Source organism: Microbacterium sp. NPDC056044, from assembly GCF_042267145.1.
Classification (GTDB): domain Bacteria; phylum Actinomycetota; class Actinomycetes; order Actinomycetales; family Microbacteriaceae; genus Microbacterium.
Genome location: NZ_JBHJWZ010000005.1, coordinates 116,810 through 136,593, shown reverse-complemented (window position 1 = coordinate 136,593; position 19,784 = coordinate 116,810). Strand labels below are relative to the sequence as shown.

The window sequence follows — 19,784 nt, the reverse complement described above, 5'->3', positions numbered from 1 at the left end:
CCATGTCAGACATCGCTTCCCCACTGACCGCGCGCACCGAAGAGACCGCGGGCCGTCGATTCGAGGGCCGATGGATGATCAAGAACGCAATGGTGATCGATGGCACCGGCGGCCCCGTCTTCGGCCCGGCGCACATCGTCATCGAGGCCGGCCGTATCCAGCGCATCCTGGAACCCGGGAACATGGTCGGCGATAACATCGACCTTCCTCTTCTCGGCGTCCCCGATGAGAACGTGCTCGACATCGATGGCAACTTCCTCCTCCCCGGGCTCATCGACTCGCACGCGCACATCGGCTTCGCCGAGCAAGTCGAGTCGACCGAGTACGTCTTCAAGCTATGGATGGGTCACGGCATCACCACCGTCCGCGAGCTCGGCTCGATCGGCAACGGGCTCGACTTCGTCCTCGGCGAGCGCGACCGGAGCAGCGCTCACGAGATCGTCGCACCGAAGATCGAGGCGTTCGTCACCTTCGGACAAGGCGCGACCGAGCCTCTGTCCACCGACCGGTCCGTTCGAGAGTGGGTCAACTCCGCCGCAGCGCGTGGTGCGGCTGGCATCAAGTTCTTCGGCGCCGCGCCGGAGACCTTCCGCGCAGCGCTCGATGAGGCGGGTAAGGTGGGCCTCCCGTCGGCCTGCCACCACGCTCAACAGCACACGGCGCGCGTCAACGCGCTCACCACCGCTCGGTGGGGGCTCGGCAGCATTGAGCACTCGTACGGACAGGCCGAGGTGATGTATCGCGATCGGATGCTTCCCGACCTGCCCGCGAGTTACGTCTACACCAACGAGCATGATCGGTTCGCTCACGCCGGGCGCCTCTGGAAGCAGACCGGCGGCCCGGGCAGTGCGGCGTGGGAGGACTTCCTCGACGAGCTGGTCGCACTCGGGACCACCCTCGTGCCGACGTTCGCGGTGTACATCCCAACTAGGGACGCAATGGCCGCCCGCACACGGGAGTGGAACTCGGAGTACCTCGGCGCACGGCTGGACTCGTTCTTCACGCCCGACCCGCACCGCCACGGATCCTTCTTCTACGACTGGGGCACGGAGGAGGAGATCGCCTGGAACGAGAACTACCGGATCTGGATGCAGTTCGTCCGCGACTTCAGCTTGCGAGGCGGCCGCGTGTGCGCCGGCAGCGACAGCGGATTCATCTACAACCTGTATGGCTTCGGCCTCATCCAGGAGCTCGAACTCTTCCGGGAAGCCGGCATGGCGCCGCTCGAGGTGATCCGCTCTGCCACGCTGAGAGCTGCCGAGCTGATCGGCAAGGACGACGAGATCGGCTCGATCGAGGTCGGCAAGGTTGCCGACATGCTGATCGTCGACGAGAACCCGCTCGCCAACCTCAAGGTGCTCTACGGCACGGGCCACTACAAGATGGTCGACGACGGACGAATGGGCCGCGTGGGTGGAGTGAAGCACACCATCAAGGACGGCGTGCTGTACGACAGTGAGAAGGCGCGAGCCGACGTGCGGGACATGGTGGCGGCCAGCCGCTCCTGATCGAGCACGCGGGGGGCGGATGTTCCGCACGCCTCGTTCGTGCCCGAAGGCTCCTGACCAATCAGCCTCAACGCAGAAGTTGCCTGCCGCAGCCATTGGTGGTTCCGGCGGGCAACTTCCGCTGGGCGCGACGACTGGGTGGCGAATGCGGCGTCGACCGCGTCGGCGAAGGCGGCCATCGAGGGGAACTCGAGATCGGGAGTGACGCTCACTCGGGGGTCGGGTGTCGCACCCGAGCCGGGCTGTTCGTGACGGCGGTTGATCCAGACCGACGGAAGCCCTGCGGCTTTGCAGGGACCTGGTCCTGGAACAGCGACTGCAGAGGAAGGTCGCTGCCGGCGAAGCTCTCACGATCGACGTTCGAGTGGACGATGAGCTTGCAGTGCTTCCTGAGTCGGGTGAGCGCGTCGGCGGAGTCAGGGAGCGCGGGCCGGTTGGGCACCGATGTGCCGAGCGCGTCGGCGTCAGCGTCGATCACCTCGAAACCGAGGCCCTCCCCGGTGCGGCGGAAGGCCTCGCGTAGTACGTCGGGGTAGAGAGTCGTCGGCGCCTCGGCCTCGACAGCTGCTTCGTTCTCGAAGTAGGCGACGAGGACCTCCTCTTCGGTCAGCGCCGGGTCGTGGCGGCGATCCCAGGGCCCGAGGACGGCGGCGATCCCCGCCTCCCAGTCGATGAGCGTGCCAAGCAGTCGAAGCTGAGCGCTCCGTACTGGGTCAGGTCCAAGGTCATGGTCGTTCCTTCATGTACTTGTCGCCGATGGTCGGCCGATCCATCAGCCGAGCAATCGTGTGGGGATGCCGGCTGCCTAAGCGGCGTCCGTGAGGGAGCTGAGCAGATAGCCCTCGGCGTCGTCGATGTGCTCCGCCCAGAGGGACAGCGCATGGTCGGTGTCGCCAGACTCAAGCGCGGCCAGCAATCCTGCGTGCTCGTCGTACAGCTCGCTGAGGCTGCTGTACCGGGATCGCAGCAGCCCGATCATGAGTCGCATCTCGGAAGCGAGTCCTTCGAAAGTGCGGGTGAGACGTGGCGATCCGGCGGCCGCGACCACGGCAGTATGGAACAGCGTGTCCGCGTCTGGGCCCGCCTCCCAACTGTCGCCCGCGCGCGCGAAGGCTGTCAGTGCTCCAGCAACCTGCGTCGTCGAACGGCCCTCCACTGTGATCACCCGCACCGCTTCGAACTCGAGGAGCCGCCGCACCGCGTAGATGTCTCGCACATCGGCTGCGGTGAACGACCGCACGCGTGCGCTGTGGCCCGGTTCGCGCTCGAGAAGGCCTTCGGAGATCAGCCGGAGCACCGCGGTGCGCGCGGTAGGGCGTGCGATCCCCAGTTCCTTAGCGAGCACGGTGTCTCGCAGCTCCTGGCCGGCTTTCAGCGCGCCACTGAAGAGCAGTCGACGCAGGTGCGCCTCAGCGGCATCCGCCACCGATGTCGTCGCGATCGGAGTCGCGCCACCGACGCTGAGCGGACCCGCGAAGCTGTCGTTCGTCATTGTCATCTCCACTCCGCGATCGTGTGATCGCATCTCTCAGCATGCCCCAGCAGTGTGTGACAGGTGAACAGTCACGCCGATAGGGATGCGGGAATCGCAATGGATTTGTAGCTCCGGTACTCTTCGATGCCGCGGTGTCCTCATTCCCGCCCGAGTCGGGCTGCTTGATGCCGCCGAGGGGGCGGCCACTCCCGAGACGATTCCGGTGTTGAGTACGACCATGCCCACCTCGAGAGCCGCGCTCACACGTGCGGCCCGCTCGGCGTTCAGAGCGATGACGTATCCGACCAGGCCCCATTCGGTGTCGTTCGCGGTTGCGATGACCGACGTCGAAGGTGCCGCCCGAGGTCGATTCTTGTCATTCTCCATCGATGAGGAGGTGGGGGCGGACCGAGGCGATCGCCGCGAGGGCGGAAAGGCTCGTGGTCATGTCGGTACCTGTCTGTGTCACGCCGGAACGGGGGCGGTGGCGAACTCGGGAAGGACCGCCGCGAATGTGCGCTCGAGCGCCGCCAGACCGAGGTCGATTTCGTCGGCGCTGACGTTCAGAGGCGGAATGATGCGCAGCACGTTGCCGCGGGTGCCGCACGTGAGCAGCAGCAGACGCTCGTCGATTGCGCGCTGCTGGATCGCTGCGGCGAGGTCGGGGCGTGGCGTGTTGTCCACGTCCGTGAACTCGACCCCGACCATCAGCCCGAACCCGCGCACATCGGCGATGTGCGTGGATGCGGCCTTCATGCCCTGCAGACGCTGAGTCAGCTGCGTCCCGCGGCGCGCCGCGTTTTCGACGAGGCGTTCCCGCTCGATGACCTCGAGCGTTGCGACCGCAGCCGCAGCGGCGACGGCGTTGCCGCCGTAGGTCCCACCCTGTGAACCCGGCCATGCCTTCGACATGATCGAGGTCGGCGCGACAATACCTGAGATCGGGAACCCGCTGGCGATGCCCTTGGCGAACGTCATGATGTCAGGCGTAATGCCGGCCCACTGATGACCCCAGAACTTGCCGGTGCGGCCGACCCCAGCCTGCACCTCGTCCAGGATGAGGAGGATGCCGTGTCGATCGGCGCGCTCGCGAAGCCCTTGCAGGAAGGCGAGCGGGGCGGGAAGGTAGCCGCCGTCGCCAAGCGCAGGCTCGATGATCAACGCCGCCGTGTCGTCGACGTGCGAGACGGTCTGGAGAATGAGGTCGAGTTCTTGGAGCGCGAAAGCCACGGCTTCGGCCTCGGTCCATCCGTAGCGGATGGCGTCCGGGAAGGGCGAGAAGTGAACGCCACCCATGAGCGGGCTGTAGCCGGACCGAAACTTGGAGCCGGCCGTGGTCAGCGACGCCGCAGCGACGGTACGGCCGTGGAATCCGCCGTGGAAGGCGATGATGTTCGGCCGCCCGGTCGCCATGCGTGCGAGCCTGATCGTCGCCTCGACAGCTTCCGAGCCGGAGTTGGCGTAGAACACCGAGTCGAGTCCGGCGGGAAGCACTTCTCCGAGTTTCTCGGTGAGTTGCAGAAGCGGCCGGTGCATCACCGTTGTGTATTGCGCGTGGATGATCGATCCGACCTGCGCGCGCGCCGCCTCGACGACGTGCGGGTGGCAGTGTCCAGTGCTGGTGACGCCGATGCCAGTGGTGAAGTCGAGATACTCCTTCCCGTCGGTCCCGTAGATCCATGAGCCAAGTGCGTGATCGACGACCACAGGGGTCGCCTGCTTGAGGATCGGGCTGAGTGAAGCCATCGTGGGGTCCCTTCGTGGGCACAGCAAACCAGAGATACGGGCGGAGCGAATCGACACATCTGAGGTCAGCGCTCCAGATTTCTGTATAACAGGCTTACAGGTCAGCCGCAAGACAGATTGGCGCTGGGACTGCATGATTTCCGGCGCTCTTGGGTGAGCCTGCAGCTCGCGGAGCAGCTGACGAGGCAAGCGAAGAAACAGGGCGTCGATCTGCTGGGCCCGGACGGAGTCCACCCCTACGATGAGAAACCCACGCGTATGTCAGGTGGTTTCGGCGCGGAGCGCGAACAGGTCTGGGCACTCCCAGGCTCAGTCGGGTTGCGTGCGCGGAGTCGAGAGTTCAGTGGCCACTGGAGCCGCCGGAAGCCTGGTGGCGAGAGACAGTCCGAGCACGACCGCGGCGACACCCACCCATCCGAGGGGTGCGATGTGTTCGTGCACGACTCGAGCGGCCAGGGCGCTCGCGAGCACCGGTTCGACGAGCGTCACGGTGGTGGCGGTGCGGGCCTCAACGTGGGCGAGCGCGAGCCCGAAGAGCCAGAAGCCGAGGAACACCGGCACGACAGCGAGATAGATCGCGAGGCTGATTCCTCCTGGTAAGGCGACGAGCGGTCCGATTCCCTCGATGAGGAACGGGAGGAGCAGGATGCCTGCGCCGCCGAATGTGGCGCCCATCACGCCGGACGGATGGGCTCCGTGCTCGAGTGCGTGCTTCGAGGTGTGGGTGTAGCCCGCATACAGGAGGCCCGCGAGAGTCGCGAGCCCGACACCGATCAGCATGTCTCCTGCGGGAGTGGCCTCGCCGCGCCCCGCAGCCGGCTCCGTCGACACGGCGAGCACGACGAGGCCAGTGATAGAGATGAGCGTGCCGATCGTCCAGCGGCTCGAGAACCCCCGCCGTCCGCGCGCACGTTCGATCAGCGCGGTGAACAGCGGTGCGGTGCCGAGGTTCACCACTGTACTCACCGCCACGCCGCAGTAACGGATGCTCGTGTAATACGACAGCGCGTACCCGCACACGAGCACAGCGCCCAGCAGCACAGCTGGTCGTGTGCTTCGGTCGCGTACCACGCGGGCGGAGCGGCGCGGGAACACGGCGAGGAGGAGCAGCCCGCCGCACCCGAGGCCGACGGCCCCGAGCGTCGGGCTCGGCACCGTGGCCGGAACCAGCGCGGCAGCGGTGCTCGCCGTGCCCATCAGCAGGGCGGCGAGAAGCAACAGTAAGATTGCCGATCGGCGGCTCACCGCGCCCTCGCCGCCCGCGTCCTGGTCATCCGTCTGGGCGTTCAGTCGTGTGGGATGAAGATGTACTTGTACTCGAGGAACTCGTCGATCCCGAGGATGCCACCCTCTCGTCCGATCCCGGAGGCCTTCACCCCACCCAGTGGTGCGGCGACATCCGAGATGATTCCCGAGTTGATGCCCACCATGCCGATCTCGAGTTTCCGCGCGACGCGCAGCGCCCGTGAGATTTCGTTCGTCATGAGGTAGCCCGCGAGACCGTACTCGGTGTCGTTGGCGGCGGCCACGGCATCCGCCTCGTCGGTGAAGGTGAGGATCGCGGCCACGGGGCCGAAGAGTTCCTCGGAGGTGAGCGCTGCATCGCGTGGGACGTCTGTGAGTACGGTCGGCGGGTAGAACGAGCCGGCGCCGCCGGGGAGTTCGCCGCCGACGAGGATGCGCGCACCGCGCGCGACGGCGTCGTCGACGAATCCCTGCAGACGCTCACAGCTGCGTCGGTCGATCATGGGTCCGACGTCGACGCCGTCCTCGGCCCCGTTGCCGACCGTGAACTGCGCGAACCGCGCGGCGAGGCGCTGCGCGAACTCTTCCGCGACGCTCTCATGCACGAGGATCCGGTTGGCCGCGGTGCACGCCTCCCCCATGTTCCGCATCTTCGCCGCTGTCGCCTCGGTCACCGCCCGGTCCAGGTCAGCGTCCTCAAAGACGAGGAACGGGGCGTTGCCGCCGAGTTCGAGGGACGTGCGGATCATGTGCGCCGAGCACTGCCCGTGCAGGATGCTCCCGACCTGGGTCGAGCCCGTGAACGAGACATGGCGGACGAGTCCGTCCGCCAGGATCGGGCCGACCAGATCCGCGGAGTTTGTCGTTGTCACGACGTTCAGCGCGCCGGCGGGGACGCCGGCCTCGTGCAGCAGCTGTCCGAGGAAGAGCATCGTCAGCGGCGTCTTCTCGGCCGGCTTGACGACGACGGCGCAGCCCGTCGCGATCGCGGGCGCGATCTTGCGGGCGCCCATCGCGAGCGGGAAGTTCCACGGCGTGACCAGGAGCGACACCCCGACCGGTTCACGGGTCAGCAAGATCTGCCCCCGCCCGCTGGGCGACTGGCTGTGCGACCCTTGGACGCGCAGGCCCTCCTGCGCGTACCACTGCAGGTAACCGGCGGAGTAGTCGATCTCGCCGCGGGCCTCGGCGAGCGGTTTACCCATCTCAGCGGTCATGATCGCGGCGAGCTCGTCCCTGCGGGAGAGCAGCAACGCGTGCGCGTTGAGGAGGATCTTCGAGCGCTGCTGCGGCGCGAGGGCGGCAAAGCCCGCTTGCGCGGCGTTGGCCGCGTCGGTGGCGCGGCGCCCGTCGGCGGGAGATGCGTCAGCGATTGTGGTGATGACCTCCTCGGTTGCGGGGTTCGTCACCTCGAACCGGGCGCCACCCGTCGCATCCACCCACTCCCCGCCGATGAACAGCTGCGTCGGGACGCGGCGAAGGTCGAGAGTGCTCATCCTGCGGAATCCGCGGCGAAGGCGGCGTCGACGGCGTCGGCGAAGGCGGCGAGCGAGGGGAACTCGGCGTCGGGGGTGACGTCGACCCCGGGGTCGGGCGTCGCGCCCCAGCCGGGGCGGGCGTGTCGGCGGTTGATCCAGATCGTGTCGAGTCCTGCCTGCTTGCCGGGCACGTGGTCGTGGAAGAGCGACTGTGCGACGTGCAGCAGCTGGGGCTTCTCCACCCCGAGTTCTGCGATGCGCTCCAGGAGCACCTCGAAGTTGCGGGGGTTGGGCTTGTACGAGCCGATCGCCTGTGCGGTATTGACCTGGTCGAACTCGACATCCATGCGCGCGATCGAGCCCTCGACGCCTTGCTGGTGGATGTTCGACAGGATGATGAGCTTGTAGTGCTTCTTCAGACGGGTGAGGGCCTCGTGCGTGTCGTCGAAGGCAGGCCAGTCGGGCACCGAGCGGCCGAGAACCTGCACCTCTTCGTCGCTCACAGGCAACCCCAGATCCTTCGCTGTGCGGCGGAAGGCCGCCTGCAGGACCTCGGCGTATGCGAGGCCGGGGTACTCGCGCTCGACGGCCGCTTCGTTGTCAGCGTAGGCAAGCAGTAGGGCCTCGTCGTCAAGGTCGGAACCGTGGGCGTGTGCCCACGGCTTCAGGACTGCGGCGATGCCGGCTTCCCAATCGATGAGCGTGCCGTAGACGTCGAAGCTCAGCGCAGAGAAGGATGTCAGGTCGACCATGATGTGACTCCTCAGATTTGATAACGGACCATCCGCTACTGTCTTACTGTATAACAGTTTTTCAGGCGCCGAAAGACTAGATGTTGCAGTCGCTCAACTCAGATGCTGCGCAAGGAAGCGTTCGGCGGAATCGAGGTGCACTATCCAGCTGGCCTCGACCTCGGCCACGGGCGTACCGCCTTGGAGGAGGCGGTACAGCGCCTCGTGTTCGTGGTAGAGGGCATCGCCACCGCTGTATTGGTTCTTCAGCAGTGCGATCAGTAGTCGGATCTCGCTCGTGATGCCGCCGAAGAACTGTTGAAGGCGGGGTGAGCCGGCGGCATCCACGACTGCAGTGTGGAACGCGACGTCTGCCGCGGCAATGCGCGACCAGTCATCCTCGCCACCCTGCAAGTGGGCGAATCCTTCGAGGGCATCCGCGACTCCGGCGAGGGGCGGCTTCGTGCTCACGATCTCGCGTACGGCGTCGAGTTCGATCAACCGGCGGACCCGGTAGATGTCTCTGACCTGCGCGGGGTCGAATGTTCGAACCCGCGCGCTGAACCCGGGGGGACGCACGAGCATGCCCTCGTTGATGAGTTGCTGCACGGCGACCCGTGCGGTGGGGCGCGCGATACCGTACGCCGTCGCGATCTGCGTGTCCTTGATCTCCTCGCCGGCGACGAACTCGCCCGCGAACAAGCTGTCACGGAGGCGATTTGTCGCGGCATCGGCGACGGTCACGGTCTCCAGAGACGTCGAAGTTGTCATGGCGCCCTCCCGGTGGTTGTTCGCACTCTACCGTGGGGTGTCTCGCTGATTTACTGGCTCGTTGGTATTCAGCTCAACGTCGACCCCTGGGTCAAGGGCGAGTGCGAGGTGACGGGTCTGCCGTTCGGGGTCGATCTGGGAGACCTGCATCGTGCAGCTGAAGCCGTCGGTGAGCACGAGGGCGTCGTCGCCTCCTCTCGCGAGTGCCGGGATGATCGAGTGCTCGGCGACTTGCATCGACAGGTCGAAATGTTCGCTTTCGAAGCCGAAGTTGCCGGCGACGCCGCAGCACGAGGATGATTCGATGATCTCCGGGACTCCCCAGCGCTGCAGGACGCGGCGTTGCGAGGCTGACCCGAACGCAGCGTGCTCGTGGCAATGCGTCTGCACGACCGCTCGCTCAGGAGGTGTCGCAGTGGGGCGCCAGCCGCGCGCCATCGCCTCGTCGACGGCGACTGCGAACGATCGTACGCGGCGGGCGACGCGGCGGGCGGCGTCAGTCCCGACGAGCTTCGGCCCGTCGTCGCGGATCGCGGCGGCGCAACTCGGTTCGAGCACGACGATGTCCCGGTCGGTGCCATCATCGAGCTTGTCCACGAGGTTGGCGAGCCGCTTCGCGGCGGCTGCGCGCTGCCCGGTGGAGATCCAGGTGAGGCCGCAGCAGGCATCCGGCGTGCACCCGACCTCGGCTCCTGAGGAGCGCAGTACGCGTGCCGCGGCGGGGATGGCCTCAGGGCGGAATGACTTCGTGAAGCTGTCGGCGAAGACAAGCACGTCGCCGACGCGGTCGAACCCGGCCTCGCGTACGCGGCGACGGAGTTCGCGGTGAGGGGCGAAGGCCGGCAGTCGCCGGCGGGCGCTGATGCCGAGCCGGTCGGCGATGAGCCGCAGTGGACGGATGCGCGCGCCGAGGTTCGCGAGCGCGCTGAACCGTGTGATGAGCGGCAGCCAGCGGGGCAGCCATCCGATCGAGTAGTGGGTGAAGGGACGCAGCCGACCGCGGTAGTGGTCGTCGATGAGTTCCGACTTCGCCTCGGCCATGTCGACGCCCGTCGGGCAGTCGGTCGAGCACGCCTTGCACGACAGGCAGAGGTCGAGCGCCTCGCGTACCTCGGGCACCGCCCACCCGCCCGTGGCGGTGCCGCGTCCGCGAGCGAGTTCCTGCAGCACGCGGGCTCTCCCTCGGGTCGAGTCCTTCTCATCCTTCGTCGCGCGGTAGCTCGGGCACATGAACCCACCCGAACTCGAACGGCAGCGGCCCACCCCGATGCACGCGTGCGTGTTGCCGACGAACGGCCCGAGTTCGTGCGCGCCATGCGATGTCTCAACAAGCACCAGCGGATTCCGCGCGGGCTCGGGCAAGCCGTCGAGCGACAGCGACGCGGCGACCGGATCGGGGTCGACGATGATTCCGGGGTTGAGGAGCCCCTGCGGATCCCAAACGTGCTTGAATTCGTCGAACGCGCTGAGGAGCTCAGGCGAGTACATCCGCTCGAGCAGGGCGCTGCGCGCCCGGCCGTCGCCGTGCTCGCCCGACAGCGAACCGCCGTGCCGGACCACGAGCGTGGCTGCCTCCTCCAGGAACGCTTCGAAGCGTTCACGGCCGGCGACGCTGCGCAGCTCGAAGTCGACGCGCATGTGCACGCATCCGGCGCCGAAATGGCCGTACATCGCCGTCGTGTAGCCGTACCGCTCAACGAGGGGAAGGAGTTCGGCAAGATAGTCGGCGAGGTTCGCTGGTGCAACGGCGGAGTCCTCCCAGCCCGGCCAGGTCTGCACGCCGTCGAGCCGTTTCGACGACAGGCCCGCCCCGTCTTCGCGCACCCGCCAGAGGGCGGCGCGCTCGGCAGCATCCGTCACGATCACGTGATCGCGCACCCGACCCTCCTCCTGCAGCCGCTCGACAAGCGAGCCACACCGCGCGGCTGCCTCGTCGATCGTCGCGCCGGAGAACTCGACCATGACGTAGGCGTCGCCCGCGGGGAGCGTCTGGACGCTCTCCTCACCGCGACGGGCGCGCACGATGTCGACGATCGACGAATCGAGCCCCTCAATCGCACTGGGGCCATGCTCCAGCATCGCGACGACATCGCGCGCCGACTCGACCGTCGTGTCATAGCCGACGCACAGCAGCGCGGTCGGCCCCGGACGCTCGACGAGACCGACGTGGGCGCGGACGATCACGGCGCACGTACCCTCACTGCCGGCGAGCACGCGCGCCAGGTCGAACCCGTTCTCGGGCAGCAGATGCCCGAGATGGTAGCCCGACACCTGTCGGGGGATCGTCTGTAGTCCGACCCGCAGCGCCGCCAGATGCTGCTGCGCGAGGGCGCTGAGTTCTTCGGCGATCTCGCCTGCACGGGCGACCGAGGCCCGGTCGGCCGTGTCGGCGGCACGGATGCCGCCCGGGCCTGCCACGAGATGCGCCCCGTCGATCGTGACAAGTTCGACCTCGCGCACATGGTGCGACATCCGTCCGTATGCGACGGAGTGGTTGCCACACGCGTCGTTACCGATCGAGCCACCCACCGTCGCACGACTGAGCGACGAGGGGTCGGGAGCGAAGCTCAGGAGCCCCTCAGTCGTCCGCTCGACATGGGCACGCAGCTCGCCCAGGATCACCCCGGCATCGACCCAGACGCTCCGGCCCTGCTCGTCGATCGCGTCGATCTCGCCGAGACGGCGCGACAGGTCCACAATGACGCCTTCGCCGACGGCGTTGCCGGCCATCGAGGTCCCGCCGCCGCGCACCGTGACCGGCTGAGCGGTCGCGTGCGCGGCGGACAGCACTGTACGCACCTCCCGGACCGTGCGGGGGAAGACGACCACGCGCGGCCGGATGCGGTAGTTCGACGCATCGTACGAGTACTCGTCACGCCGGCGCGGGCTCGCGTCGAAGTCGATACCTGCGGCATCCATCCGCTGGACGAACTCCGCGAACGGCGCATCGCCGCGCGTGCCGGAGGCCGGAACAAGGGTGGACACGGCTGCCTTATGCGACGGGTGCGACGACGGTCTCGTCGGCCGGGGTAAGGATCCTCGCGAGAGCGCGACCGAGGGCCTCGAGCCCCAGTTCGATCTCGTCCGCCGAGACGGTGAGGGCCGGCACCACCCGGATGACATTGCCGAACGGGCCACAGGTGAGCAGCAGCAGCTTCTCCGCGATCGCGGCCTGCTGGACGGCGGCGGCAGCCGTTGGGTGCGGCTCGCCGTCCTCCCCGGTGAACTCGATGGCCTGCATGAGGCCGATTCCTCGAACATCGCCGATCGTCGGGAACCGATCTTGCAACGCCAGCAGCCCGACGTGCAGCTGCTCACCGCGGCGGCGGGCGTTCTCGACGAGGTCCTCGTCGGCGATGACCGCGAGGGTCTCCACGCCCGCGGCCGCTGAGACGGCGTTGCCGCCGTAGGTGCCGCCCTGCGAGCCGGGGAGGGCCTTGGACATGAGCGCGCTGCTCGCCGCGATCGCCGAGATCGGGAAGCCCGACGCGATGCCCTTGGCGGTGACGATGATGTCGGGGCGGATGCCGGCGTGCTGGTGAGACCAGAAAAGTCCTGTGCGGCCGACGCCGGCCTGGATCTCGTCGGCGATGAGTAGGATGCCGTGGCGACGAGCACGCTCTTCAAGGCCCTGCAGGAATGCGGCCGGCGCGGGCAGATAGCCACCGTCGCCCTGCACTGGCTCGATGATGAACGCGGCAGTGTCGCTCGGCGCGGTCGTCGTCGCGAACAGGTAGTCGAGTTCCCGCAGCGCGAACGCGACAGCCTCGTCCTCGCTCATGCCGTACCGGTAGGCGTACGGGAAGGGCGCCACGACGACCCCGCCCATGAGGGGTGAGAAGCCGGTGCGGAACTTGGTGCTTGCCGTGGTGATGCTGGCCGCGGCGACGGTGCGGCCGTGGAATCCGCCCTGGAAGGCGACGATGTTCGGGCGGCCGGTCGCCATGCGGGCCAGGCGCAGTGAAGCCTCGACTGCCTCGGCGCCCGAGTTCGCGTAGAAGACCGAGTCGATGCCCTCGGGCAGCACCTGTCCGAGCTTCTCGGTGAGAGCGAGCAGCGGCTTGTGCATGACGGTGGTCGCCTGCGCGTGAATGACGGTCGCGACCTGAGCCTGCGCTGCGGCGACGACCCGCGGGTGACAGTGTCCGGTCGAGGTGACGCCGATGCCGGAGGTGAAGTCGAGGTAGCGGATGCCGTCCGTGCCCTCGATCCAATTGCCCTCGGCCTTCTCGACGACCACCGGCGTCGCCTGCTTCACGATGGGACTGATCTGAGCCATGAGTGGGTTCCTTCCCGAGAAGTCTTTCGCCTCCCGCGTCGATGCGGTACGGTGCGTCTTACTGTATAACAGTTATGCAGTGCTCGCAATCCCATCCCTCGTCCCGATTCCTCGGAACGGCACGCGAACTGCAGAACCTCGAGAGGACTGTCGACGATGACACGCACACCCCCGAACACTCACCGCGGAACGGCCGTTCCCGCACCGACCACCCGCCGTCTCGAAGTCGACGACTGCATCGTCGTCGACCCCAAGAGCCTCCGCCGAGCAATCGGCGGGACATCGGTCGGCAACTTCATGGAATGGTTCGACCTCGGCGTCTACGGCTACCTCGCCGTCACGATGACCGCCGTATTCACCGCCGGCATGGATGCAACGTGGGGCCTGCTGGTCACCCTCTTCGGCTTCGCGATCTCCTTCCTCATCCGCCCGATCGGCGGCATCATTCTCGGCCCCCTCGGCGACCGGATCGGCCGCCAGAAGGTGCTGTTCCTCACGATGGCGATGATGGCTCTGTCTACCGCGCTCATCGGCTTCCTCCCCACGGCCGCAGACATCGGGCTGTGGGCGATCGTGCCGCTCTACGCACTGAAGCTCGTGCAGGGCTTCTCCGCCGGCGGTGAGTTCTCCGGGGCGTCCACTTACGTCGCCGAATACGCACCGGACCGCACGCGCGGATTCTGGGCGTCGCTGCTGAACGTCGCGACCTACCTGGGCTTCGCAACCGGCGCACTCACCGTCGCAGTGACCACGTGGGTGACGACGCACCTGTGGGGCGAGACGGCGATGGTCGACGGCGGCTGGCGCATCCCGTTCCTCATGGCCATCCCGCTGGGGATCATCGCGGTATGGATCCGCTTCCGGCTGCCCGAGACCCCGAGCTTCGAAATCGCCGACGAATTCCAGCACGACGGCCCGGTCGAGCCCGCAGGAAGCATCTTCGTCCGCCTCGGGGTGCTGGGCGTGCTCCGCTACCACTGGAAGACCGTGCTTCTGGGTATGGCCATCGTCTCCGCCGAACTGACCGTGCAGTACGCGCTGACGAGCTACATGCCCACCTACCTCGAGACCGAGGTAGGCGTCTCCCCCCTCGACGCGTCGCTCGCGACCGTGCCAATCCTCGTGATCATGTCGCTGTCGCTGCCGCTGTTCGGCATGCTCTCCGACCGATGGGGGCGCCGCCCGGTGTACCTCCTGGGGTCGATCTCGTCGCTCATGCTGATGGTTCCCGCCTTCATGATCATGCAACTCGGCACGACATGGGCCGTGTTCGGCGCCCTGCTGATGGTCGCCTTCCCGACCGCGTGCTTCGTCGGCCTCACCGCCTCGGCGTTGCCGGCGCTGTTCCCGACGGCATCGCGCTTTGCCGCGATGGCGTTCATGTACAACATGTCGGCGGCTCTGTTCGGCGGAACGACGCCACTGTTCAGCCAGGCCCTCGTCGAACTCACCGGCAACATCTACATGCCGGCGTTCTACATCATGTTCTTCGCCGCCGTCGCGATCGTCGCGATCGCACTGATCCCCGAAACGACGCAGAAACCGCTCCTCGGGTCCGTTCCGGTCGTCACCACGCGCGCCGAAGCCGAGGAGCTGGTCGCGGGGCAGGACCGAAACGCGCGGATCGACACGAACACGATGCCGCTGCGCGTCGTCGGCAACCGGCGCTGAGGAGCGGGCGATGGTGGCAGCAACCGAACGAGGCGACAACGTGGACGGCGAAGCCCGGTCGGCTTCGGTAACGGATCAGGTGTGGCGGGAGGGATTCGCCGGAGAGTTGCGGCAAGCGTACGGCGACGAGCATGCGGCGCTGCTGCGCAGCCGCTACGCACACGCCGTCCCCGCGGGCTACCGCGAGAACGTGCCTCCGGCTGACGCCGCCCGCGACACCCAACTGTTCGAGGAGGTACGCCAGGGATCCCCCTTTGCGGTGCACCTCTACGAGCCCGGCAAGCACGCGGGCGGGCAACGTGCGCTCACCTTCGTCTCTGAAGTGACACACCCGCTCACACGCGTGCTGCCGGTCCTCACCGATCTCGGGGTCGACGTCGCCGAAGCCCGCCCCTATGTCATCGCCGCCGAGCGGGACCTGCACGTGTGCGACTTCGCACTGACCGCCGAATGCGTCGCGGCCTGGGAAGACGCCACATGGCGGGTGCCGTTCGAAGACGCCTTCCGCGCCGCATGGACCGGCGCCGCCGAGAGCGACCCGCTCGGCGGGCTCGTCCTGTCGGCCGGCCTCGACTGGCGCAGGGTCGTGATCCTGCGCGCCGTGACGGCATACCTGCGGCAGATAGGGACACCATTCTCGGTCGACTACGTCCATCAGACGCTGCTGCGTCACCCATCGATCGCGGCAGCGCTCGTTGGGCTGTTCGAGGCGCGGTTCGACCCCGACCGCCCGCGCGACCGGGCCGCAGTCGCTGCCGCTTGCGTACGTGACATCGAGGCGTCCCTCGACGACGTCACGAGCCTCGATGACGACCGGATCCTCCGCGCCATCCTGGGAGTGATCACCGCAACCGTGCGCACGAACTTCTATCAGACGACGTCGGACGGAACCCCCAAGCCATGGGTCTCGATGAAGCTCGACGGCGCCCGCGTGCCGCACTTACCTCGCCCACACCCGACCGCCGAGATCTGGGTGTACTCCCCCGAGGTCGAGGGCGTGCATCTCCGCTTCGGCGCGGTCGCTCGCGGAGGACTGCGGTGGAGCGACCGCCGCGAGGACTTCCGCACCGAAGTACTCGGCCTCGCGAAAGCGCAACTGACGAAGAACGCCGTCATCGTTCCCACCGGAGCCAAGGGCGCCTTCTTCCCCAAGCTCCTGCCCGTCACGAGCGACCGCACAGCCTGGCTCGAGGCCGGTCGCTCGGCATACCGCACCTTCATCCGAGGGCTCCTTGACGTCACCGACGATCGCGACGGAGCGCGGGTCGTCCGGCCTCCGCGCGTCGTCCGCCACGACGGCGACGACCCCTACCTCGTCGTCGCGGCCGACAAGGGCACCGCCTCATTCTCCGATATCGCAAACGCGATCTCGGCGGAGTACGGATTCTGGCTGGGCGACGCGTTCGCCTCGGGCGGGTCGGCAGGCTACGACCACAAGGCGATCGGCATCACCGCGCGCGGCGCGTGGGAGTCGGTCGCGCGGCACTTCCGCGAACTCGGCATCGATGTGCAGCGCGACCCAATCACCGCCGTCGGCATCGGCGACATGTCCGGTGACGTGTTCGGCAACGGCATGCTGCGTTCGCCGCACGTGCGCCTCGTCGCCGCCTTCGACCACCGGCACGTCTTCGTCGACCCCGACCCGGATTCCGCAGCGATGTTCACCGAACGGCGGCGACTGTTCGAACTGCCCGGATCCTCGTGGGACGACGTCGATCGGTCGCTCCTCTCTGCCGGCGGAGGGGTGTTCCCGCTCAGCGCGAAGTCCGTGCCGGTGTCGCGGGAAATGGCGAAGGCGTTGGGGATCGACCCCGCAGTACGCACCCTCACTCCGTTGGAGCTCAAGCGCGCGGTACTGCTCGCGCCCGTGGATCTTCTCTGGAACGGGGCGATCGGCACCTACGTCAAGGCATCCGACGAGACGCATGCCGAGATCGGCGATCGCGGCAACGACGCGATCCGCGTCGACGGACGGGAGCTGCGGGTGAAGGTCATCGGCGAGGGCGGCAACCTCGGCGTCAGCCAACGAGGCCGAATCGAAGCAGCGCGCGCGGGCGTCGGCATCAACACGGACGCCATCGACAACGCCGCTGGCGTCGGCATCTCCGATCGGGAGGTGAACCTGAAGATCCTCCTCAGCGCACTCGAACGCGCGGGCCGGCTCGCACGCCCGGAACGCGACGCGCTCCTGGCATCCATGACCGACGAGGTCGCCGAACAGGTGCTCCGCGACAACTACGAACAGAACGTGCTGCTCGGCAACTCCCGTGCGAACGCTGCCCAGATGCTGCCGTCGCACGCGCGTCTCATCGCCGCGCTCGAAGAGCGCGGAATGCTCGATCGCGCGCTCGAGCACCTCCCCGGCGAGGCCGAGATCGCCGCGCGAGCCGCGAAAGGGGAAGGGCTCACCCGTCCCGAGTTCGCAGTGCTGCTCGCCTACGCCAAGCTCGCGCTGAAGGCCGACCTCGCTGCATCCGGCCTCGCGGACGACCCCTGGTTCGACCGGACCCTCGCAGAGTACTTCCCGACCGGGATCCGACAGGCGTACGCGGAAGAGCTCCAAAGGCATCCGCTGCGGACCGAAATCGTCGTCAACTCGGTAGTGAATTCAATGGTCAACCGGGGCGGCATTACCTTCGTGCACCGGGCCAGCGACGAGACCGGGGCGTCGGTCGAGCAGATCACACGCGCATACGTCGTCGTGCGCGAGATCCTCGACCTCCGCGGATTCGTGGCTGCCGTCGAGACGCTCGACGGCGCCGTCGACACCACTGTCCAGACTGAGCTGCTGCTGACCTTCCGCCGACTCCTTGACCGCGCTGCGCGCTGGCTCGTCCTGCACCGATCCGAGGGCATCGACATCGGTGAGGAGATCGCGACATTCGGCGCGGCGATACCGCGCCTCCTCGAACACATCGACACTCTGCAGAACGGAACCGATCACGAGCGCTTCGTCGAACGCGTCCGCGCGTTCGAGGCCGCAGGAGTACCGACGTCCCTCGCCCGTTGGGGATCGGGACTGCTTGAAGCGATGCCGCTGTTTGACGTCATCGAGCGAGCGCGCGCGCAAGGTACGAACCCCGACGATCTCGCCGCCGTGCACTACGCCCTCGCCAATCTCTTGCAGTTCGACGACCTCCTGCTGCGGATCAGCGCGCTGCCGCAGCACGACCATTGGTCATCTGCGGCCCGCGCCGCTACGCGAAGCGAGGCCTACGCCGTGATGATCGACATCAGCGCCAAAGCGGCGCACGATCGCAGCCAAGATCCCCATGCGTTGGCCGAGGAACCACCGAACGAATGGCTGAGTCACTGGTTCACGCGCCGCGGAGACGCGTCCCGAAGCGCCGTGCAGGGTGTCAGAGACGCCATCGCCGCGCCTGTGAGCACTGGACTCTCCTCGGTATCTGTTGCCCTGAGACGGCTGAGGTCGCTCGTAGGCTGATGCGGATCTGACGTTGGAGATGTGCTCACACAGGCGTGACGGTGAGCTCGTTGAGAGGACGGGACGGGAACACCTGCTCGGTGAGGGTCACAAGCCCCCCGCCCGCGTAGATCTCGATGATCGTGGCATCCACGATGATGAGGACGTCGATGTGTGTCGCGCAGTGCTGCGGTAGCGGCGCGCGGTCGACCGAGGCGAACTGCGGATGAAACTCCGTAGTGCCGCTACGTGTTCGGTCGAACAAGATCGTGCGGGTGTCGCCGTCGATGATCACGACGACCTCTTCGTGCCCCTCGCCCGAGAGCACGATCGAGGTGCGTTGACCTGGTCCGCAAGGGGCCACCAACTCGAAGGTACTCACCATCGGCGGGGTAGAAGGTAGAACCGGCAGTTGAGCGAGTCGGAGCCGGCCGCCCGGGCAGCGGACGAGGCTCACTTCCCGCACCAGCGACATCGCCGACCGCCAAGGGTGAGTCGGCGTGGCGTTCGCGTAGTCCCAGTTGCTGGCCCACCCGACCATCAGGCGTCGACCGTCGGGGGCGTTGCTGAACGATACGGCGGCGTAATAGTCGCGGCCGTAGTCCAACCAGTCGTAGTCGAAGGGGTCTGTAGAGTCGGCCAGCCGGTCCGGGGTGAAGACATACCCATCGAAGTCGCCGACGAAGTACTGAGTGCCCGAGCCGCCGGCGATGCCCCCGGGGTTCATGCTGACGATGAGCACCCATCGGGTTTCGTCGCCGCCGTCGACCACCAGCGGGAACAGGTCAGGGCACTCCCACACCCCTCCGGTCGCATGCGCGGGCCCGAAACTCGAGGCGTAATTCCAGGTGATGAGGTCTGGCGAGATGTAGACGACAATCTTCCGGGCAACGGCCTCGACCGCCACCATCACCCAGTGGCCATCGTCGCCGCCGTGCCAGAACACCTTCGGGTCGCGGAATTCGTCCGAGCCGATGTCGAGCACCGGGTTTCCGGCGTAGCGAGTCCAGGTCGTGCCGCTGTCAACGCTGTATGCGAGTGACTGCGACTGTGATGCGGGTTCGTCGCCCCGCGCCGGGCGGGCGCTGGTGAAGATGGCGACCAGAGCCGTCTGCCCGTCCCGCGCGAAACCGGCCGTGTTGCGTTCGTCGACCACGGCGCTTCCTGAGAAGGCCATCTCATCGTGGGTGCAGGGGATGGCGATGGCGCGTTCGTCCCACCGGATCAGGTCCGTGGACGTCGCGTGCCCCCAGGAGATGTTCCCCCAGGTGGTGCCGTGCGGATTGGTCTGGAAGAACAGGTGGTAGGTGCCGTCGACGTACAACAGGCCGTTGGGATCGTTCAACCAGGTGGACTGCGTTGTGAAGTGGGCGGTCGGCCGTAGCGAAGGGGTCTGCACGGTCAGGGTCGTCACGGTGCTCCGGGTGTGGTGTGTGGGTGTGGGTGTGATTGAAGCG

Annotated in this window: 14 protein-coding genes; 3 read left to right on the top strand and 11 right to left on the bottom strand. The window is 67.3% G+C overall.

All coding sequences use genetic code 11. The features are described from left to right. Nucleotides 1-2: 2 nt before the first annotated feature. The gene (locus ACFC1I_RS15495) at nucleotides 3-1,508 is read left to right on the top strand and encodes an amidohydrolase family protein (RefSeq protein ID WP_376011197.1); all 1,506 of its coding nucleotides are present in this window, start codon (nucleotides 3-5) and stop codon (nucleotides 1,506-1,508) included. A 208-nt stretch (nucleotides 1,509-1,716) separates the two neighbouring features. Here the strand turns inward: ACFC1I_RS15495 and ACFC1I_RS15490 are convergent, their stop codons facing one another. The 10 genes from ACFC1I_RS15490 to ACFC1I_RS15445 all read right to left on the bottom strand — a co-directional run bounded on the left by ACFC1I_RS15490 (nucleotide 1,717) and on the right by ACFC1I_RS15445 (nucleotide 13,232). Then, on the bottom strand, nucleotides 1,717-1,986 hold the full coding sequence (locus ACFC1I_RS15490; RefSeq protein ID WP_376011194.1) for a hypothetical protein: 270 nt from the start codon (nucleotides 1,984-1,986) through the stop codon (nucleotides 1,717-1,719). A gap of 327 nt (nucleotides 1,987-2,313) precedes the next feature. Then, entirely contained in the window at nucleotides 2,314-3,000 is a 687-nt protein-coding gene (locus ACFC1I_RS15485) for a GntR family transcriptional regulator (protein ID WP_376011191.1), read from the bottom strand. A 36-nt stretch (nucleotides 3,001-3,036) separates the two neighbouring features. Next, entirely contained in the window at nucleotides 3,037-3,369 is a 333-nt protein-coding gene (locus ACFC1I_RS15480; protein WP_376011188.1) for an aldehyde dehydrogenase family protein, read from the bottom strand. A gap of 78 nt (nucleotides 3,370-3,447) precedes the next feature. Continuing rightward, nucleotides 3,448-4,728 (bottom strand): aspartate aminotransferase family protein, encoded by a 1,281-nt coding sequence (locus ACFC1I_RS15475; protein WP_376011186.1) that lies wholly within the window; start codon nucleotides 4,726-4,728, stop codon nucleotides 3,448-3,450. Nucleotides 4,729-5,037: 309 nt separating this feature from the next. Beyond that, the gene (locus ACFC1I_RS15470) at nucleotides 5,038-5,973 is read right to left on the bottom strand and encodes a DMT family transporter (protein ID WP_376011183.1); all 936 of its coding nucleotides are present in this window, start codon (nucleotides 5,971-5,973) and stop codon (nucleotides 5,038-5,040) included. Nucleotides 5,974-6,014: 41 nt separating this feature from the next. Next, nucleotides 6,015-7,469 (bottom strand): NAD-dependent succinate-semialdehyde dehydrogenase, encoded by a 1,455-nt coding sequence (locus tag ACFC1I_RS15465; protein ID WP_376011180.1) that lies wholly within the window; start codon nucleotides 7,467-7,469, stop codon nucleotides 6,015-6,017. Further along, nucleotides 7,466-8,203, bottom strand: a complete 738-nt coding sequence (locus ACFC1I_RS15460) for an HAD-IA family hydrolase (protein ID WP_376011177.1) — start codon at nucleotides 8,201-8,203, stop codon at nucleotides 7,466-7,468. Before ACFC1I_RS15460 ends, ACFC1I_RS15465 begins: the two co-directional genes overlap by 4 nt. 93 nt (nucleotides 8,204-8,296) lie before the next feature. Beyond that, nucleotides 8,297-8,926, bottom strand: coding sequence for a GntR family transcriptional regulator (locus ACFC1I_RS15455; RefSeq protein WP_376011174.1), 630 nt, complete (start codon nucleotides 8,924-8,926; stop codon nucleotides 8,297-8,299). 54 nt (nucleotides 8,927-8,980) lie between these two features. Then, nucleotides 8,981-11,872: an FAD-binding and (Fe-S)-binding domain-containing protein gene (locus ACFC1I_RS15450; protein ID WP_376012083.1), complete on the bottom strand. Its 2,892-nt coding sequence runs from the start codon at nucleotides 11,870-11,872 to the stop codon at nucleotides 8,981-8,983. A gap of 73 nt (nucleotides 11,873-11,945) precedes the next feature. Beyond that, nucleotides 11,946-13,232 carry an aspartate aminotransferase family protein gene (locus ACFC1I_RS15445; RefSeq protein WP_376011171.1) on the bottom strand — a complete coding sequence of 429 codons (1,287 nt, stop codon included), beginning with the start codon at nucleotides 13,230-13,232 and terminating at the stop codon, nucleotides 11,946-11,948. A gap of 156 nt (nucleotides 13,233-13,388) precedes the next feature. On the opposite strand from ACFC1I_RS15445, the gene ACFC1I_RS15440 reads away from it, so the two are divergent. Both ACFC1I_RS15440 and ACFC1I_RS15435 read left to right on the top strand, forming a co-directional pair. Further along, on the top strand, nucleotides 13,389-14,903 hold the full coding sequence (locus ACFC1I_RS15440) for an MFS transporter (protein ID WP_376011169.1): 1,515 nt from the start codon (nucleotides 13,389-13,391) through the stop codon (nucleotides 14,901-14,903). Nucleotides 14,904-14,913: 10 nt separating this feature from the next. Continuing rightward, on the top strand, nucleotides 14,914-18,348 hold the full coding sequence (locus ACFC1I_RS15435; RefSeq protein WP_376011166.1) for an NAD-glutamate dehydrogenase domain-containing protein: 3,435 nt from the start codon (nucleotides 14,914-14,916) through the stop codon (nucleotides 18,346-18,348). Nucleotides 18,349-18,373: 25 nt separating this feature from the next. Here the strand turns inward: ACFC1I_RS15435 and ACFC1I_RS15430 are convergent, their stop codons facing one another. After that, nucleotides 18,374-19,741 (bottom strand): glycoside hydrolase family 32 protein, encoded by a 1,368-nt coding sequence (locus ACFC1I_RS15430; RefSeq protein ID WP_376011163.1) that lies wholly within the window; start codon nucleotides 19,739-19,741, stop codon nucleotides 18,374-18,376. Nucleotides 19,742-19,784 lie beyond the last annotated feature (43 nt).

Coding starts and splice junctions, on each gene's coding strand:
- ACFC1I_RS15495 (WP_376011197.1), top strand. CDS start 3: ATGTCAGACATCGCTTCCCCACTGACCGCGCGCACCGAAGAGACCGCG.
- ACFC1I_RS15485 (WP_376011191.1), bottom strand. CDS start 3,000: ATGACGAACGACAGCTTCGCGGGTCCGCTCAGCGTCGGTGGCGCGACT.
- ACFC1I_RS15480 (WP_376011188.1), bottom strand. CDS start 3,369: ATGGAGAATGACAAGAATCGACCTCGGGCGGCACCTTCGACGTCGGTC.
- ACFC1I_RS15475 (WP_376011186.1), bottom strand. CDS start 4,728: ATGGCTTCACTCAGCCCGATCCTCAAGCAGGCGACCCCTGTGGTCGTC.
- ACFC1I_RS15465 (WP_376011180.1), bottom strand. CDS start 7,469: ATGAGCACTCTCGACCTTCGCCGCGTCCCGACGCAGCTGTTCATCGGC.
- ACFC1I_RS15460 (WP_376011177.1), bottom strand. CDS start 8,203: ATGGTCGACCTGACATCCTTCTCTGCGCTGAGCTTCGACGTCTACGGC.
- ACFC1I_RS15450 (WP_376012083.1), bottom strand. CDS start 11,872: ATGGATGCCGCAGGTATCGACTTCGACGCGAGCCCGCGCCGGCGTGAC.
- ACFC1I_RS15445 (WP_376011171.1), bottom strand. CDS start 13,232: ATGGCTCAGATCAGTCCCATCGTGAAGCAGGCGACGCCGGTGGTCGTC.
- ACFC1I_RS15440 (WP_376011169.1), top strand. CDS start 13,389: ATGACACGCACACCCCCGAACACTCACCGCGGAACGGCCGTTCCCGCA.
- ACFC1I_RS15435 (WP_376011166.1), top strand. CDS start 14,914: ATGGTGGCAGCAACCGAACGAGGCGACAACGTGGACGGCGAAGCCCGG.